Annotated in this window: 16 protein-coding genes and 1 rRNA gene; 1 reads left to right on the top strand and 16 read right to left on the bottom strand. The window is 49.1% G+C overall.

Going from position 1 to position 17,323, the window contains the following annotated elements:
• Nucleotides 1-3: 3 nt before the first annotated feature.
• The 8 genes from rlmB to ACO9K6_RS19020 form a co-directional block, all read right to left on the bottom strand.
• Nucleotides 4-759, bottom strand: a complete 756-nt coding sequence (rlmB, locus tag ACO9K6_RS19055; protein ID WP_424769137.1) for a 23S rRNA (guanosine(2251)-2'-O)-methyltransferase RlmB — start codon at nt 757-759, stop codon at nt 4-6.
• Nucleotides 760-787: 28 nt separating this feature from the next.
• Nucleotides 788-1,210: a Mini-ribonuclease 3 gene (locus ACO9K6_RS19050; protein WP_424769136.1), complete on the bottom strand. Its 423-nt coding sequence runs from the start codon at nt 1,208-1,210 to the stop codon at nt 788-790.
• The gene (gene cysS / locus ACO9K6_RS19045; RefSeq protein WP_424769135.1) at nt 1,207-2,649 is read right to left on the bottom strand and encodes a cysteine--tRNA ligase; all 1,443 of its coding nucleotides are present in this window, start codon (nt 2,647-2,649) and stop codon (nt 1,207-1,209) included. Before cysS ends, ACO9K6_RS19050 begins: the two co-directional genes overlap by 4 nt.
• Complete coding sequence (gene cysE / locus ACO9K6_RS19040) at nt 2,646-3,308, bottom strand: serine O-acetyltransferase (RefSeq protein ID WP_424769134.1); 663 nt, start codon at nt 3,306-3,308, stop codon at nt 2,646-2,648. The genes cysS and cysE overlap by 4 nt, the downstream gene beginning before the upstream one ends.
• A 501-nt stretch (nt 3,309-3,809) precedes the next feature.
• Nucleotides 3,810-5,282: a glutamate--tRNA ligase gene (gene gltX / locus ACO9K6_RS19035; RefSeq protein ID WP_424769133.1), complete on the bottom strand. Its 1,473-nt coding sequence runs from the start codon at nt 5,280-5,282 to the stop codon at nt 3,810-3,812.
• 32 nt (nt 5,283-5,314) lie between these two features.
• Nucleotides 5,315-5,797 carry a 2-C-methyl-D-erythritol 2,4-cyclodiphosphate synthase gene (ispF, locus tag ACO9K6_RS19030; RefSeq protein WP_424769132.1) on the bottom strand — a complete coding sequence of 161 codons (483 nt, stop codon included), beginning with the start codon at nt 5,795-5,797 and terminating at the stop codon, nt 5,315-5,317.
• A complete protein-coding gene (gene ispD / locus ACO9K6_RS19025) occupies nt 5,794-6,513 on the bottom strand; it encodes a 2-C-methyl-D-erythritol 4-phosphate cytidylyltransferase (RefSeq protein ID WP_424769131.1) in 720 nt (239 codons plus the stop codon). Before ispD ends, ispF begins: the two co-directional genes overlap by 4 nt.
• A 147-nt stretch (nt 6,514-6,660) precedes the next feature.
• Nucleotides 6,661-7,758 carry a PIN/TRAM domain-containing protein gene (locus ACO9K6_RS19020; protein WP_424769130.1) on the bottom strand — a complete coding sequence of 366 codons (1,098 nt, stop codon included), beginning with the start codon at nt 7,756-7,758 and terminating at the stop codon, nt 6,661-6,663.
• A gap of 176 nt (nt 7,759-7,934) precedes the next feature.
• Here ACO9K6_RS19020 and ACO9K6_RS19015 point away from each other — a divergent pair, with 176 nt between their 5' ends.
• Nucleotides 7,935-8,330, top strand: coding sequence for a nucleoside triphosphate pyrophosphohydrolase family protein (locus tag ACO9K6_RS19015; protein ID WP_424769129.1), 396 nt, complete (start codon nt 7,935-7,937; stop codon nt 8,328-8,330).
• A gap of 92 nt (nt 8,331-8,422) precedes the next feature.
• On the opposite strand, the gene pssA is transcribed toward ACO9K6_RS19015, so the two are convergent.
• From pssA to rrf, 8 genes are all read right to left on the bottom strand, one after another.
• Nucleotides 8,423-9,169, bottom strand: a complete 747-nt coding sequence (pssA, locus tag ACO9K6_RS19010) for a CDP-diacylglycerol--serine O-phosphatidyltransferase (protein ID WP_424769128.1) — start codon at nt 9,167-9,169, stop codon at nt 8,423-8,425.
• A gap of 88 nt (nt 9,170-9,257) precedes the next feature.
• Nucleotides 9,258-10,334: a DNA integrity scanning diadenylate cyclase DisA gene (gene disA / locus ACO9K6_RS19005; protein ID WP_424769127.1), complete on the bottom strand. Its 1,077-nt coding sequence runs from the start codon at nt 10,332-10,334 to the stop codon at nt 9,258-9,260.
• A 10-nt stretch (nt 10,335-10,344) separates the two neighbouring features.
• Complete coding sequence (gene radA, locus ACO9K6_RS19000) at nt 10,345-11,712, bottom strand: DNA repair protein RadA (RefSeq protein ID WP_424769126.1); 1,368 nt, start codon at nt 11,710-11,712, stop codon at nt 10,345-10,347.
• Between the two features lie 379 nt (nt 11,713-12,091).
• A complete protein-coding gene (gene clpC / locus ACO9K6_RS18995) occupies nt 12,092-14,551 on the bottom strand; it encodes an ATP-dependent protease ATP-binding subunit ClpC (RefSeq protein WP_424769125.1) in 2,460 nt (819 codons plus the stop codon).
• A 2-nt stretch (nt 14,552-14,553) separates the two neighbouring features.
• Nucleotides 14,554-15,654, bottom strand: coding sequence for a protein arginine kinase (locus ACO9K6_RS18990; protein WP_424769124.1), 1,101 nt, complete (start codon nt 15,652-15,654; stop codon nt 14,554-14,556).
• Between the two features lie 6 nt (nt 15,655-15,660).
• The gene (locus tag ACO9K6_RS18985; protein ID WP_424769123.1) at nt 15,661-16,182 is read right to left on the bottom strand and encodes a UvrB/UvrC motif-containing protein; all 522 of its coding nucleotides are present in this window, start codon (nt 16,180-16,182) and stop codon (nt 15,661-15,663) included.
• A 35-nt stretch (nt 16,183-16,217) separates the two neighbouring features.
• Nucleotides 16,218-16,679 (bottom strand): CtsR family transcriptional regulator, encoded by a 462-nt coding sequence (locus ACO9K6_RS18980; protein ID WP_424769122.1) that lies wholly within the window; start codon nt 16,677-16,679, stop codon nt 16,218-16,220.
• 388 nt (nt 16,680-17,067) lie between these two features.
• Nucleotides 17,068-17,184 (bottom strand): 5S ribosomal RNA (rrf, locus tag ACO9K6_RS18975).
• Between the last annotated feature and the right edge of the window lie 139 nt (nt 17,185-17,323).

Below are 17,323 nucleotides of genomic sequence, written 5' to 3'. Positions count from 1 at the left end.
GCACTAGACACTCCGACGCTGTCTTACGACTTCATACATAAGCACCCCAGCCGCTACGGATGCGTTCAGCGAATTCAACTGCCCCAGCATCGGGAGTTTTACGAGAAAGTCGCACTTTTCTTTTATAAGCCTTCCCATCCCTTTGCTCTCATTCCCAATCACGATTGCAAGAGGCATATCAAATTTCATCTTGTATACGTCCTGCGCAGCAGACACATCCGTACCTGCTACCCAAACTCCCGCTTCCTTCAGCTTGTCGATCGTCTGCGCCAAATTCGTCACTCGAGCAACCGGCACGTGCTCCGCAGCGCCTGCTGATGTTTTCAGGACAGTAGCCGTCAAGCCTGCGGCACGGCGTTTCGGAATTATGACGCCATGCACACCAGTACACTCCGCAGTCCGGAGAATGGAGCCCAGGTTATGCGGATCCTCAATCTCATCCAATAACAATATAAACGGTGTTTCTCCGAGCTTGCCTGCGCGTTCAAGCAGCTCCTCCACTTCCACATAAGCAAAAGCTGCTGCTTGCGCGACAACCCCTTGATGCGTCACGCCGGGGGCCAAGCTGTCCAGCTTTCTTTTGTCAACAAACTGAACCACAATCCCCATCTTTTTCGCTTCAGCTACGATAGGCTGTGTTAGACTTTTCTGAGCGCCGTCAGCAATCCATATTTTGTTTAATTCACGTCCAGAACGCAGCGCTTCAAGCACGGGGTGCTTCCCAGCGATGATTTCCTCCTGGTTTATTTCCTCTGTCATGGGTTATCCTCCTAAAAGTTATGCAATGCTATCCTTCATCCCGCAGTCCGATCATAAGCAGTTCATTCAACCGTTCCATCCGGCCTTCGTAATATAAATAACCGACTAAGCTCTCCAATGCCGTTGCAAGGCGGTAATCGGTTGGATTCGCATTTTTGGGCGGAGTGCCGGATTTGGCATTGCGGCCGCGGCGGACAATGTCCGTCTCTTCCTCGCTCAAATGCGGCTGCCAGCTCTCCAATATCCGCCGCTGTCCCTTCGCTGAAACAAATTTTGTCGCTTCCCGGTGCAAGTGATGTGACTTCTGGTTAGGCAGCGATATTAAATATTGACGTACAAGCAGCTCGAATACGGCATCGCCTATATACGCAAGAACGACAGGATTCATGAGCCTCGGCGTTTTGGCCGGCAAATGAAACAGCAGCGCGTTCGAATCGATCCGCCCGCTCATTTGCGCCGCCAACGGATACCTTGCGGCGTATCCTCAAGCACGATATCTTTCTCGATAAGCAGATCGCGAATTTCATCCGCTCTTGCCCAATTTTTCGAATTCCGCGCTTCCGTTCTCTCTACGATAAGCTGCTCGATATCCTCATCCAGCAAAGCGGCGTCCGCTTGCTGCATTGGCAGAATTCCAAGCACGGCATCCATACGCTCCAATAAAGCCAGCAAGGCCTGAAGTCCCTGCGAGGTTGCGTCGGTACGATTCATATATTGATTCGCCTCTGTTACCAAATCAAATACAGCGGTTATCGCATCAGGCGTGTTGAAGTCATCGCTCATTTTCGCATGGTACTGCTCAAATACCATTTTCAACCTCGCATCAAGCTCGTCATCCCCCGATGCCGTCAGTCCTTTTACACTTCCAACCGAGATTTCCATCCCGCTGCCGCCTGCCGATATGCGGTGCTTAAGGTTAGCCGCACAATTCGCGATGCGCTCCACGCTTTTCTCCGCTTGCGCGATCGTATCATCGTTGAAATTAAGCGGATTGCGGTAATGCGTCGCCAGCATGAAATAACGGATCGCATGCGGCTTCACCCGCTTCACCAGCTCATTCACCGTAATACCGTTGCCCAGCGATTTGGACATTTTCTCATTATTAATATGAATATATCCGTTATGCATCCAATAGTTAGCCAGCGGCTTGCCCGTAAGAGCCTCCGATTGCGCTACCTCACATTCATGATGAGGGAATTGCAGATCATGCCCGCCGCCATGAATATCAAGCGTATCTCCGAGGTAAGCGCGAGCCATAGCGGAGCATTCAATATGCCAGCCTGGACGCCCCTCGCCAAAAGGACTCTCCCATTTAATTTCGCCGGGCTTTGCGCCCTTCCACAGGACAAAGTCCTGCTGGTTCTCTTTGCGATCTCCAACCTCGATACGAATACCGAATTGCAGCTCATCGATATTTTGATGCGACAGCTTGCCGTATTCCGCAAAGGACGAGGTCCGGAAATACACATCACCCTCGCTCGTATAAGCATATCCTTTGTCGATTAGACCTTGAATAAACGCAACGATTTGAGGAATATGATCGGTTACACGGGGATTTAACGTTGCTTTGCGTACGCCCAGCGATTCAATGTCCTCGTAAAATGCCGCAATGAACTTTTCCGCTACCTCCGGCACTGTCGTTCCCAGCTGCTCCGCTTTACGAATAAGCTTGTCGTCTACATCGGTAAAGTTCACGACATACTGAACCTCATTACCGATTTCCTCCAAATATCGCCGTACGACATCAAAAAATATAACCGGCCTTGCATTGCCAATATGGATATAGTCATAAACAGTCGGGCCGCAGACGTACATTTTGACCTGGCCTGGCTCCAAGGACTGGAACGGCTCCTTCTGCCGTGATTGGGTGTTATAAATCGATATTGTCATTTTCGCAATTCTCCTTCAGCCACAGGTTTCCGAAGCTTCGAAAGCTCGGACTTCAAATCATCAATTTCCTTTTGCATCGTACGGAACATCTCGATTACCGGATCAGGCAGCTGTGCATGATCGAGCCGATCGCCAACACGCTGTCCGTCCCGCTTGACAACGCGCCCCGGATTTCCGACTACCGTACAGTTCATAGGCACTTCGCGAAGCACCACAGCATTTGACCCAATGTTAGAGAAATCGCCTATGGAGAATGAGCCAAGCACCTTCGCTCCCGACCCTATGACCACATTATTGCCAATTGTCGGATGACGCTTTCCCTTCTCCTTGCCGGTGCCGCCAAGCGTAACTCCCTGATAGATGACGACATCATCCCCGATTTCACAGGTTTCCCCGATGACGACCCCCATGCCATGATCAATAAATAACCGATCACCAATGCGAGCACCCGGATGAATTTCAATTCCCGTCATAAAGCGGCTCACTTGCGAGATCATACGTGCCAGCGTGAACCAGCCTCTGCGGTACAAGAGATGAGCGATACGATGAGCCCATATGGCGTGCAAGCCCGAATAAGTAAAAATGACCTCAAACCGGCTTCGGGCAGCCGGGTCATTCTCGAAAACCGCCTTAATATCCGATCGGAAATGGCGAAGCATAGTCAAGACTCCCTTTTTGTTTAAAAATAAAAAGCCTCTGCAGCATCCTATGCTGCAGAGGCGTGTCATCTCGCGGTTCCACTCTGCTTGAACAGACCTCCGAGTAACCATCGGCGGACGTCCTTCTTCAAGTCCTTAACGCGGACGATACGTTGTCGCCTACCCTGCTTAGCCGAAATATACATCGTCATGAACGATACAACCATCGGCCGTATCCTTATGATCGTGCAATTTCTGCCGCAGCAGCTCGGAACAAGGCTCCCAGGTGCATATTTCCGCTTGGTGGACCAGACAACTTTCAGCCTCATTCCTTAATCCATTGCCGCTGCTATTGCGACGCCGATTCGAATGACGGTTGTCCTCTCTGCGAATCCACAGGCAAACGTACTTCTCCTGTTCATGGCCGTTTCAATCATTTAATTATTAGTCATAGTATACCTAATAGCGAAATAGGTGACAAGGACATTATCACATATCCGCGCAGCTGTAGACTGCAGTCTGCTAAGAGCCCAGCTCAGCCAAACGCTCGCGCAAACGGTCGATCACCTTTTGTTTGCCAAGCAGCGCGATCGACTGATTCAAATCAGGCCCGTGCGTTTGTCCGGTAAGCGCGGCGCGAATCGGCATAAACAGCTGCTTTCCTTTGAAGCCTGTTCCCTTCTGAACGGCCTTAATCATTTCCTTAATACTATCCACCTGGAACGGCTGCTCTCCCGCTTCTATCAAATCAAGGAAAGCCTGAAGCACGACTGGCACCTGCTCCTCTGAAAGCACGGCAGCGGCGTCTTCTTCATCCGCAACCGTCTCGCGGAAGAACAGCTCCGTCATCGGTACAATCTCCGCTGCGTAACGCAGCTTATCCTGATGAAGCGCTACGAGATCCGTCACCCAAGCTCGTCCCTCCCCGTCCAATTCTGCCGCGACACGCTCCGCCTTTTGCAGATGCGGGATGCAAAGATCAACAAGACGCGAAAGCTCGGCTTTCTTCAAATATTCGTTATTCATCCAGCTAAGCTTCTGCGTATCGAATACGGCAGGGCTTTTGCTAAGGCGCTCTGGGTTGAATATTTGCACGAGCTCATCGCGGGTGAACATTTCCTGCTCCCCTTCAGGCGACCAGCCTAGCAGCGCAATGAAATTAAACATCGCTTCCGGCAAATAACCGAGCTCATCATATTGCGAAATGAATTGAATGATAGATTCATCACGCTTGCTTAGCTTCTTGCGCTGTTCATTGACAATAAGTGTCATATGACCGAACTGTGGAGGCACCCATCCGAACGCTTCATAGATCATCAGTTGGCGAGGCGTATTGGAGATATGGTCCTCTCCCCGCAGAACATGACTGATTTTCATCAAATGATCGTCCAGCGCTACCGCAAAATTATAAGTTGGAATGCCATCCTTCTTCACAATGACAAAATCGCCCATCTCAGAAGTGTCGAAGCTGATTGCGCCTTTTACTATATCGTCAAACGTATAGGTGCGATTTTCCGGCACACGAAACCGGATGCTTGGAATGCGGCCTTCAGCTTCATAAGCCTGGCGCTGCTCCTCCGTCAAATTGCGGTGCTGTCCGGAATACCGCGGTGTCTCGCCGCGCAGGGTTTGCTCTTCCCGCTCCTTCTCAAGCTCTTCTTCCGTACAATAGCAGCGATAAGCAAGGCCTCGATCAAGCAGCTCCTGCCAATATTTATTGTAAATGTCGAGACGCTCTGTCTGGCGATACGGACCATATCCGCCGCCTATATCAATGCTCTCATCCCAATCAAGGCCCAGCCATTTCATATAAGTCAGCTGACTCTCTTCTCCGCCAGCCACGTTGCGCTTCACGTCTGTATCCTCAATACGAACAATGAATTTACCGCCGCGATTTCTTGCAAATAAATAATTAAATAAGGCCGTTCTTGCATTGCCAATATGTAAATGACCTGTCGGAGACGGGGCATAACGTACACGAACTTCTGCTGTCATCTCAATAACCTCCTAAAAGTAATTAATCCCGATCATAGCACATCCTTAATCAGGCAAACAACAGATTGGGCCGCTATCCCTTCACCGCGCCCCGTAAAGCCAAGCTGTTCCGTCGTAGTCGCCTTCACGTTCACCTGCGATACATCCGCATCAAGCGCCCTTGCTATCACTTCCGCCATTTGCGGAATGTAAGGAAGCATTTTTGGTTTTTGAGCGATAATCGTTGAATCGATGTTGCCCAGCTTATAGCCGCGTTCCCGCACAAGCTTCCATACCTGCTCTAGCAGCTTTAAGCTGTCAGCATCCTTAAACGCGGCGTCCGTATCCGGAAAATGCTTGCCGATATCGCCAAGCGCAAGCGCGCCTAATATCGCATCCGTAATCGCATGAAGCAGCACATCTGCGTCAGAATGACCTAGCAGTCCTCTCTCGTAGGGGATCGTTACTCCCCCGATAATACAAGGACGCCCTTCTACCAATTGATGCACATCAAAGCCTTGTCCAACCCGTATCATTCGCGCTCACCCTTCCTCTCTGCCGAATCGGCACGACGCTGCAATAGCAAAAATTCAGCCCACGGCAAATCTTCAGGCGTCGTTATTTTGATATTCGTATATTCGCCTTCTGCAACGGTCACCTGCACGCCCATACGCTCCACGACCATGGCATCATCCGTACCGATAAAATGATCTGCAAGCGCGCGTTCATGCGCCTCCTGGAGCAAAGCACGCCGAAAAGCCTGCGGCGTTTGAATCGCCCACAAGCTTCGGCGGTCTGGCGTGGATAAGATCACACCCGCTTCATTTACTTGCTTAATCGTATCCTTAACCGGCACGGCCAGCACCGATGCTCCGCTTTGCTCAGCCGCTTCACAGCAAGCGCGAACCGCCGCCGGCGTCACAAGCGGGCGTACGCCATCATGCACCATAACCCAGTCCGTTGTCAGCATCTTCAGTCCAAAATAGACGGATTGCTGCCGTTCCTGGCCGCCTGAGACGACAGCCGTTACCTTCGTCAGTCCATAGTGCACAATCCATTCCCGGCAGCGTGCAACATCATCGCTTCCAACGACGAGAACAACTTCCTTCACTTGATCGATAGACTCGAACAGCCCTAATGTATGGACGAGTATAGGCTTGTCCCCAAGCTGCAAATATTGCTTGCTTTCCTTCGTTCCCATACGCGTACCCCGTCCGGCAGCGACGATCACGACTCCCCAATTTGCTTCCATACCTCAACCTGCCTCACACGGTATTAAATACAAGCCCTTTCTTTCCATTAAACTATACATAGGCTTGTATTTCTCCGCGAAACGGGCTTTACAGCCGCCAGAGGGCGAAAGCCGTTTACGCTTAAACAATAGTACTATCATACCTTGTTACAGCGCTTTTTCCAACAGCTTTGGCTTGGCAAATATCATTCGACCCGCAGACGTCTGCAGCACGCTCGTGACGAGCACTTCCATTGTTGCGCCAATATAATCGCGGCCGCCCTCCACAACGATCATTGTGCCATCATCCAAATAAGCAACCCCTTGGCCATGCTCTTTGCCGTCCTTAATCACTTGAACAATGATTTCTTCTCCCGGCAGTACGACAGGCTTCACTGCATTTGCCAAATCATTAATATTCAATACCGATACGCCTTGCAGCTCACATACCTTGTTCAAATTGAAGTCATTGGTTACGACTTTCCCATGAAGCGCCTTGGCCAGCTTCACCAGCTTGCTGTCCACCTCGCCAATCTCTTCAAAGTCGCCTTCATAAATGAGTACCTTCACGTCGAGCTCTTTTTGAATTTTGTTTAAAATATCCAGTCCGCGCCGTCCTCTGTTCCGCTTCAGCAAATCTGAAGAGTCAGCAATATGCTGAAGCTCCTCGAGCACAAATTCAGGAATGACGAGTGTGCCTTCAATAAATCCTGTTTTGCAAATATCCGCAATGCGTCCGTCTATGATGACGCTCGTATCGAGTATTTTGTGCTCCTCATAGCCGCTCGCCTCATCGATTGCCGGCGCCATTCGCCGCTTCTCCAGCAAAGCTGCAAAGCCATTCACCAGCTCGTCCTGCTTGTACAGCCCGACTTGCAAACCTAAATAACCTAAGCATAACATCATAACTGCCGGAACAAGTCGTCCCATACCCTCTAGACCCGACACAGCCGGGTAGAGCATGACCGCAAGCAGTAGCCCCGCCAACAATCCGGTTGAGCCTGCAAATAACCTCGGCATCGGCAGCTTTGCCGTTTGCTCGGCACCATCCCTCATAAACCGGATTATTTTCCCTGCCATCAGAGTGGCTGCTACAACACCGAATACCGCGCCAATTGCTACATTCATGTAATAAGTGCCGGATCGCTGCAGCATTCCGAATGATGAACCGGACCATACGGCCGCACCGTTCATCCACCCGTATACTTCACCTCCAGCTAATCCGCCGAACAACATCCCTAACATTTGAATTAATCGTCTAACCATTATGGTTCACCTCCACTACAATTATGTTCCAATAATTGTCTTGTTAACCGTAGGGGCGGCTATTAATTGCAAACATTTATAATTTTTAATAATTCACATTTTGAAAACGGTGATGCGGGAGCTTATAATGAAAGTTGAGATTACTTCATAAGAGGTTGGTGAAAGAGGTGGAACCGATGAGTGCTCCAACGTTGAATCAATTTCAGCAGCAGGTATCGGAATTGCTGCTAAGGCATCGAAGCCTTCTCGATGTCATGTCCAAATTAGGACAGTCAGGCGCTTCTGTCAATCGCGCGGTAACCAAATCCGTTACAGACTGCGGATGTATTGAATTAAATGCCCGCAAGCAGCAATACTCGGATGATCTCAATCTTGAAAATGCAAAAGCAACACTGCAGAGTCACCTCTCAGGAGAAGTATGCGAGAATTGCCGCGACGTCCTTAAATCAGAGCTTGGCCGCAACTTATTCTACATGACCGCATTATGTAATCTGCTTAATATTCAACTAGATGAAGTAATTGCTGACGAATACGACAAATGCTCGACCTTAGGCCTGTTTAATTTAACCTAATGCGCGCCTTCACTCGAGTTCGATGCTTGTTTGCAAAAAAATGAAAAACCGCTCAACCCCTTCCCTTTGCAGGAAAGAATGAGCGGTTTTTGCTATGCCGTATGCTCGGACTGAACCGGATCTTCCGACTGGTCCTTGCGTTTGCCGCGCTTGCGATTACGCTTCTTGAGACGGCGATCAACGTTTTTTTTTAGGCCGTACAGCGCATAGAGCAGCAGCGGCACGAACAATATTTTGGATAAGTCATTTTTGAATATGAGTCCCAGCACGATTGCTACGATGATAACGATCGGAACAACCCATACCGCGCTCTTCGGAATGCCTACCTTCTTGAAATTAGGATATTTAATTGTACTAACCATGAGAATGGACAGCACAAGCGTGCTGGCAAGCAGCACGGACACATAAATATCATCCTTGAACAACGCAAGCGTAGCCAGTACGCCGCCTGCCGCAGGAATTGGAAGACCGATAAAATAACCTGGCGCGCTTGAAATGACGTTGAAACGCGCTAGCCGCAAAGCGCCGCAAATCGGGAACAACGCGGTTACAATCCACGCAAAAGCGGGATTAAGCTCTTGAAAAGCGACCACATACATTATAAATGCCGGTGCAACGCCAAATGAGATGACGTCGGATAACGAGTCAAGCTCTTTACCGAATTCACTTTGGACGTTCAGCGCCCGAGCAACGCGTCCGTCTACGCCGTCAAGCAGCATGGCGATTAAAACCATCATCGCTGCCGTATCAGGTTTTTCATTAAAAACAAGAATGATGGCGATTATTCCTAGGAATAAGTTCCCCACCGTGAGAAGGCTCGGTATCGATTTTGTGATCATCTTTTCCACCTCTTCTCTACTATGCCCCAAATCCATTAACGAATGTATCAGAATACTGCAGGACCACATTCAATCTATTGTATGGGATTTAAATTTGCCTGTCAATGAACATCTGCTCCTGAATGCGTTTGAGACCTTCCTTGATTGCCCGTGCCCTGACCTCTCCTATACCATCCACTTCGTCCAATTCTTCGATCGTAGCCATCAGAATATGCGGCAAATGACCGAAGCGCTCAATGAGATTGTTCATAATAATGAGCGGTAATCTCGGAATTTTATTGAGGAGGCGGTAACCGCGCGGCGATATCGATTCCTCGCTCATATTGTTCGAATTCGGATACCCAATCAAACGGATAATGGGCGGCGCATCCAGCAGCTCATCCGAGCTGAGCTTCTTGAGTCCTGCCCGAATTTCTCTAATTTTCTCATCCGAATTTTCTCTCGCATAATCCTTGAGCAGATACCAAGCATCCTCTTCCACGCCCCCGACCAGCTCATCCATCTGCATACTGATGAGGCGCCCTTCCGTTCCAAGCTCGTTAACGTAGCGTTTGATTTCCATCTTGATGCGCAGCACCATCTCCACGCGCTGAATAACGTGAATAACTTCCTGCAGAGTCACCAGCTCCTCAAATTCAAGCGCGGAAAGATTGGTGAATGATTGGCTGAGCACGGCCTTATACTTCTCCAAGGTTTGAATAGCTTGATTGGCCTTCGTCAAGATAACACCCATGTCCTTTAGAGAATAACGCAGATTTCCCTGATACAGCGTAATAATGTTCCGGCGCTGAGAGATGGAGACAACAAGCTTGCCGGTCTGCTTTGCTACCCGCTCTGCCGTCCGGTGCCGAATACCTGTCTCGATCGACGGTATAGAGCTGTTTGGAATAAGCTGTGTGTTCGCATACAGAATACGCCGCATATCCTCGCTCATAATGATGGCCCCGTCCATCTTCGCGAGCTCATACAAATAGTTAGGTGAAAAATCGCAATTTATGGAGAAGCCGCCATCGACAACCTCCATCACCTCCGGACTGTAGCCGACAACGATTAACGCCCCCGTTTTGGCGCGAAGCACATTTTCAAGACCTTCGCGAAAAGGGGTGCCTGGTGCGACTAATTGCAATAGCTGATTCATAATTTCTAGCTGACTAGGTTCCTTCATCTTCTGCCCCCTATCCAAGCGCTGCCTTAAGTGCTTCTGCCACCGTGCTGACGCCAATAATTTCAATATCTTTGGGCGGTTTCCAGCCCTTTAAGCTCTTCTCAGGCATTATGACCCGTTTGAATCCGAGCTTCTCGGCTTCCTTGACGCGCTGCTCCGCCCTGGATACGGCCCGCACCTCGCCCGTTAGTCCCACTTCTCCAAAAATGACATCATAAGGTTTCGTCGGGGCATCCCTAAAGCTGGATGCCAAGCTGACCGCCGCAGCCAGATCAACTGCAGGCTCATCCAGCTTGACGCCGCCAGCCACATTCAAATAAGCATCCTGCGTCTGAAGAAACATGCCGTTGCGCTTCTCCAGCACCGCAATGATCAGTGCCATGCGATGATGATCAATGCCTGTGGACATCCTTCGCGGAGACGGAAAAGTTGTTGACGCTACAAGCGCTTGCAGCTCGACTAGCACTGGTCTGGTGCCTTCCATGCTTGCAACAACTGTTGAACCGGATACGCCAAGCGGTCTTTCTGATAAAAATAGCTCTGATGGATTGGAAACCTCTCGAAGTCCATCCTCGCTCATTTCGAAAATACCGATTTCATTCGTAGACCCGAAGCGGTTTTTCACTGCCCGAAGTATTCGATATGTGTGATGCCGCTCCCCTTCGAAATAAAGCACGCAATCCACCATATGCTCAAGCAGCCTCGGTCCTGCAATAGCACCTTCCTTCGTCACATGGCCTACGAGCACCGTTGCAATGCCTTTGATCTTAGCGACCCTCATGAAATGCGCCGTACATTCGCGAACCTGCGACACGCTTCCCGGTGCCGATTGCACATTCGGATCGTACACCGTTTGGATGGAGTCGATGACAAGAAAATCCGGCTGCACCGATTCGATAGCCTCGTTAATTTGCTCCATATTGGTCTCGCATAATACATACAACGATTCGGTCAGTGCCCCTAGACGATCTGCTCGAAGTCGCGTTTGTCGTACAGACTCCTCTCCGGAAATATATAAAACCCGAAGTCCCTTAACCGCTAAGGCATGAGAGGTTTGGAGCAGCAGTGTTGATTTCCCAATGCCGGGGTCCCCCCCAACAAGAATGAGAGAGCCTGGCACGACTCCGCCGCCAAGCACCCGGTTAAGCTCCACCATCCTTGTTTCAATCCGAGGCTCTTGCCCACTTTCTATATGTATGATGGACTGTGGCTTTTCTTTCGCATGAATGGATGATAATCCGACGCCCTTCGTCTTTACAACCGTTTCTTTCTCTTCCACCATGGAGTTCCATGCATGACAGCCTGGACATTTACCAAGCCATTTCGGAGACTCGGTGCCGCATTCGGCGCACACGAACTTTGTTTTAATTTTTGCCATACAGTGCTCCTTCAACGTGAGGTGCGAGCCTATTGGGCTGAAGCATAAGCAGTAGCCTCGCTTTAATTAATCAATACAAGAAGTTTACCATTTTATCCACATTGTATAAAGTAAAAACATCGATGAAATCATTCGTGTTCCCCAATCAATTATTATCCCTTCTTACAATCCCTATTCGATTTATCAGCATTGTCCACAGATTTATCAACAGCTTATTCACAATATCCACAATCCATAAACATGTCCCCAGCCTATATTGACGCATAAAAAACTTCTTTTATCCACAGTGGATAACTGCGTCGCATGCATCCCGCTTGAACAAAAAAAGCTGTTCCGTCGTCAAAGTAACTGACAGCGGAACAGCTTTTTTCCTTCTAATTTACGTCGTTGCAGATTCCTCTGGCGCTGGTTCGATTAACGTCTTCGTAACCGTTAATGCGCCATCCTTCTCATCAATCGTGATCGAATCGCCCTTCTTAATGTTGCCGATGAGCAGCTCCTCGGAAATCCGATCCTCGATATGCTTCTGGATAGCCCGGCGAAGCGGACGCGCACCGTATGCCGGATCGAAGCCTTCCTTAGCAAGGAAGCTCTTCGCAGAGTCAGTCAATACAAAATCAACTTCTTGCTCACGCAGACGCTTGCGAAGCTCCTCTGACATCAACGTTACGATTTGCGCAATATGCTCCTCGGCAAGTGAATGGAATACGATTGTCTCGTCAATCCGGTTCAGAAACTCCGGACGGAAGCTTTTCTTAAGCTCTGCCATTACTTTATCCTTCATTTGCGCAAAATCGCGACCCGCATCTTGCACAGCCGTAAAGCCTAACGAAGAATTGCGTTTGATTTGATCTGCTCCAACGTTAGAGGTCATAATGATCAAAGTGTTGCGGAAATCCACTACCCGGCCTTTGGAATCCGTTAGACGACCATCCTCCAGCACCTGAAGCAAAATGTTGAATACCTCCGGATGTGCTTTCTCGATTTCATCAAGCAGTACAACCGAATACGGCTTGCGGCGAACCTTCTCCGTAAGCTGACCGCCTTCCTCATAGCCTACATAGCCGGGAGGCGCTCCAACAAGACGGGAGGTTGAATGCTTCTCCATATATTCAGACATATCGATGCGGATAACCGCATTCTCATCGCCGAACATCGCTTCCGCAAGGGCTCTAGCCAGCTCGGTTTTACCAACACCAGTTGGGCCTAGGAAGATGAACGAGCCAATTGGACGTTTTGGATCCTTCAGACCTGCTCGCGCACGACGAATCGCACGGGACACCGACTTCACCGCTTCATCCTGACCGATAACCCGATCATGGAGAATCGCTTCCATATTGAGCAGACGCTCCGTCTCACCTTCCGCCAGCTTGCTGACAGGGATTCCTGTCCAGCTTGCTACAACCTGAGCGATATCCTCTGGAGTAACCTCGGAATCAGTACGTCCTTGTTTTTCTTTCCATTGATTTTTCGTTAAGTCGAGCTCCTCGCGAATCTTTTGCTCCGTATCGCGAAGCGCCGCCGCTTTCTCAAACTCTTGGCTTTGAACCGCTGCATCCTTCTCCTTGCGGATATCCTCCAGACGGTTCTCAAGCTGCTTCAAATTCGGTGGAATCGTGTAGGAATTCAAACGAACCTTTGATCCAGCTTCATCAATGAGATCGATAGCTTTATCCGGCAAGAACCGATCCGGAATGTAGCGGTCAGACAGCTTGACCGCTTGCACGATCGCATCATCCGTAATTTTCACCCGGTGATGCGCCTCGTAACGATCGCGCAGACCGTACAAAATCTGTACAGCTTCCTCTGGAGATGGCTGATCTACTGTGATCGGCTGGAAGCGACGCTCAAGCGCAGCATCCTTCTCGATATATTTGCGATATTCATCAAGTGTTGTCGCACCAATACACTGCAATTCTCCGCGCGCCAGCGACGGCTTCAAAATATTCGAAGCATCAATCGCGCCTTCCGCACCGCCAGCCCCAATCAGCGTATGCAGCTCATCAATGAATAGAATAATATTGCCGGCTTGGCGAATTTCATCCATGATCTTCTTCAGACGATCCTCGAACTCGCCCCGATACTTCGTGCCGGCAACGACAGAGCCCATATCAAGCGTCATTACTCGCTTATCCCGCAAAGTTTCAGGAATTTCATTCTCAATAATTTTTTGGGCGAGACCTTCTGCAATAGCTGTTTTACCAACACCCGGTTCTCCGATTAAAACAGGATTGTTCTTTGTTCGACGGCTAAGCACTTGAATAACACGCTCGATCTCCTTGCTGCGTCCAATAACAGGATCCAGGTTGCCCTCCTTCGCATAAGCCGTCAAGTCTCTAGCAAGACCGTCAAGCGTAGGCGTGCTTACATTCGCTTGTGAGCCATGATTACTCGAAACCGCTTCGCTGCTTCCAAGTAGCTGAAGCACCTGCTGACGCGCCTTATTCAGACTAATCCCAAGGTTATTAAGTACGCGTGCCGCAACACCTTCACCTTCACGAATGAGACCAAGCAGGATATGCTCCGTACCCACATACGTATGGCCAAGCTTTCTCGCTTCATCCATAGACAGCTCAATGACCTTTTTAGCCCGCGGCGTATACGCGATATTGTTCGGCTGTTCTTGTCCGCGACCGATCAGCGCTTCAACCTCATCTTGAATTTTCTCCAAACCAAGACCTAGACCGACTAAGGCTTTAGCCGCTATGCCTTCACCTTCACGAATAAGACCTAGCAGGATATGCTCCGTGCCGATATTGTTATGCCCTAGTCGTACCGCTTCCTCTTGCGCCAATGCAAGCACCTTCTGTGCTCGTTCCGTAAACCGTCCAAACATCATATTCATGCACCCCCATGATCAGTTTCACCACGCAATTGCTTGCGAATAAGTTCTGCTCTTCTCAAATCTCTTTGCTCCGGGCTCATCTTCTCATCGAAGGTTTGCTGTAAAAACCCAGGCTGAGTCATAACCAAAAGCTCATTCAACATCTGTGGCGTAACTTCTTTCAAAATGCCGAGATCGGCTCCAAGCCTTACATCCGACAGCCGCTGAGCCGATTCCTTCGAGTCCATGATTGAAGCGTATGACAATATGCCATAAGATCTTCTTACACGATCCTCGATTCGAATACGAGACTCCTGCATCAGCCGTTTGCGCGCTGCCTTCTCATGCTCAATTATTTGTCTTGCCACACTGTACAAATTTTCAATAATCTCATTTTCGGATTGCCCCAATGTAATTTGATTCGACACTTGAAATAAATTGCCAAGCGCCTCGCTGCCTTCGCCGTATAAGCCTCTAACGACTAAACCGACCTGCGTAACCGCCGTTAAAATACGGTTTATTTGATTGGACAGCACCAGTGCCGGCAAATGCATCATCACCGACGCCCGAATACCTGTGCCCACATTCGTCGGACATGTCGTTAAATAACCGCGTTTCTCATCGAACGCATAATCCGCATGTTCTTCAAAAATATCGTCAATCCCATTGGCCAATGACCATGCCTCCTTGATTTGGAAGCCGGGATATAAACATTGGATGCGCAAATGATCCTCTTCGTTAATCATTATGCTGACAGATTCATTATTGCTCAAAATAACGGCCCCATTACGCGATTCATTCGCTAAATTAGGACTAATTAAATGTTTCTCGACTAGCACCCTTTTATCAAGCTCTGTAAGGTCTGACAGAATAATCGTCTCAAATTGGCCGATTGATGATAATTTACCGCTCTGACTGACCTCCGTAAGCTGATCCATCACGTCCTTGGCCTGCTGATTCGTTGCAAGCAGCGGGAAGGGATGCTGGCTTAAATTACGGGCGATACGTATTCTGCTGCTTATGACGATATCGGACTCCGGACCTTCATCCTTCATCCATTCGCTAAGCGCATGCTGTGAGAATCGGTAATTAGACAAGGGACTGCTCTCTCCTTCCATGCCAGCTTACAGGTCGGCCATTTTACGTTCCAGTTCACGTATGCGATCTCGCAGCTCAGCCGCACTTTCAAACTCCTCGTGCTCGATTTTCGCCTGCAAATTCCGCCGCAGCTGTTCAATTTCTTGCTTGCACCTAATTTGACTGCCGGTGCGTTTAGGAATTTTACCGCTATGAATCGTACCGCTGTGCACCCGTTTTAGAAGCGGATCAAGCTTTTCAGCGAATGCCTCATAACAATGACTGCAGCCAAACCGACCGATCTTGCTGAACTGTGCATAGGTAAGCCCGCAATCCTCGCAACGCAGCGCTTGCTGCTTCATGCCGTTGATTCCCGCGCCTCCCAAATGCTCGAAATCAAGAAGACCTGACAGTAAGCTATGGATCGAAAAACTGTTAGGAGTGCCAGGGATCCCTTCTCCCTTCTCGCGAGCACAGCTTTCACAAATATGAAATTCGGTCTTCTCACCGTTAATGATTTTCGTAAAATGAAGCGTAGCCGGCTTCTTGCCGCATTCTTGGCAATGCAAGCCTGATCCCTCCTCCCGGTATAAACGGATTAACGCTATTTCACCAGCAATGAAATAAGCATCGCTCTTAGCATCCTTGCTCTTAGCTCATCCCTTAGGGGAAGCTTCAGTGAAATGGTTTCACGGTGAACCGCTGCACGCAGCAAATTCGCTTCACGCTTCGATATTAGCAGCGCTTCCTCAAGCTGATAAATAAGCCCTTCCGCCGCAGCTTGATCGACACATTCGCCGATCGTCTGCTCGATGTGGTTCTGGATCGCCTTCAGTGCCGGAAGATCAATCCGTTGTATTCGGATATAACCTCCGCCGCCGCGCTTACTTTCAACCATGTATCCTTTCTCCATCGTAAACCGAGTACTGATAACATAGTTTATTTGCGACGGTACACAAGAAAATTTGTCAGCCAGATCATTCCGCTGAATTTCGACTGCGCCCTCTGGGCTGTCTTGGAGCATGTGCTTCAAATACTGTTCGATGAGATCGGAAATGTTTCGCAAACCACCAACCTCCCTGTGAAATAACCAGTAAAACGATAATTGAAACATAATAATCAAAGAGCGAAATCAGCTGCTTTCATTATACACCAAATATTCTGATAACTGACTTTGACTTTCTTTGACCTTGATTATATTATATGCAATTTTCTCAAAAGGTCAAGAGCTGACAGCAATCATTTTATATTAGCTTGGTACGAACATCCAGCATTTATACCTATCCAGAACATTTAAAGCATGACGAAACGCTTATTTCCTTCCGCTCGCAGGCAAATATCAAAAACAAACTAAGTTTGCAAAACTACACGAAACAATAATTAGATTGCCCTTGGCCTCCCTTGGCCATGAAAAAACAAAAAACCTACCGCATAACATGCGATAGGTCTCTCGTGCTTGGCGACGTCCTACTCTCCCAGGACCCTGCGGTCCAAGTACCATTGGCGCTGGAGGGCTTAACGGTCGTGTTCGGTATGGGAACGCGTGGTTCCCCTCCGCCATCGCCACCAAACGTAGCGTTTGCACGCTGAAAACTGGATACGAAAGAGAATGGCTGCTGAAAGCCTTTGCTGCTGTCTGCCGGATGTATGGGTCCATGCAAACTTTTTTAGGATAAGCCCTCGACCGATTAGTATTCGTCAGCTCCACAC

Source organism: Paenibacillus praedii (genome assembly GCF_049725345.1).
Taxonomy (GTDB): Bacteria; Bacillota; Bacilli; order Paenibacillales; family Paenibacillaceae; genus Pristimantibacillus.
This window is presented reverse-complemented; position numbering and strand designations above follow the sequence as displayed.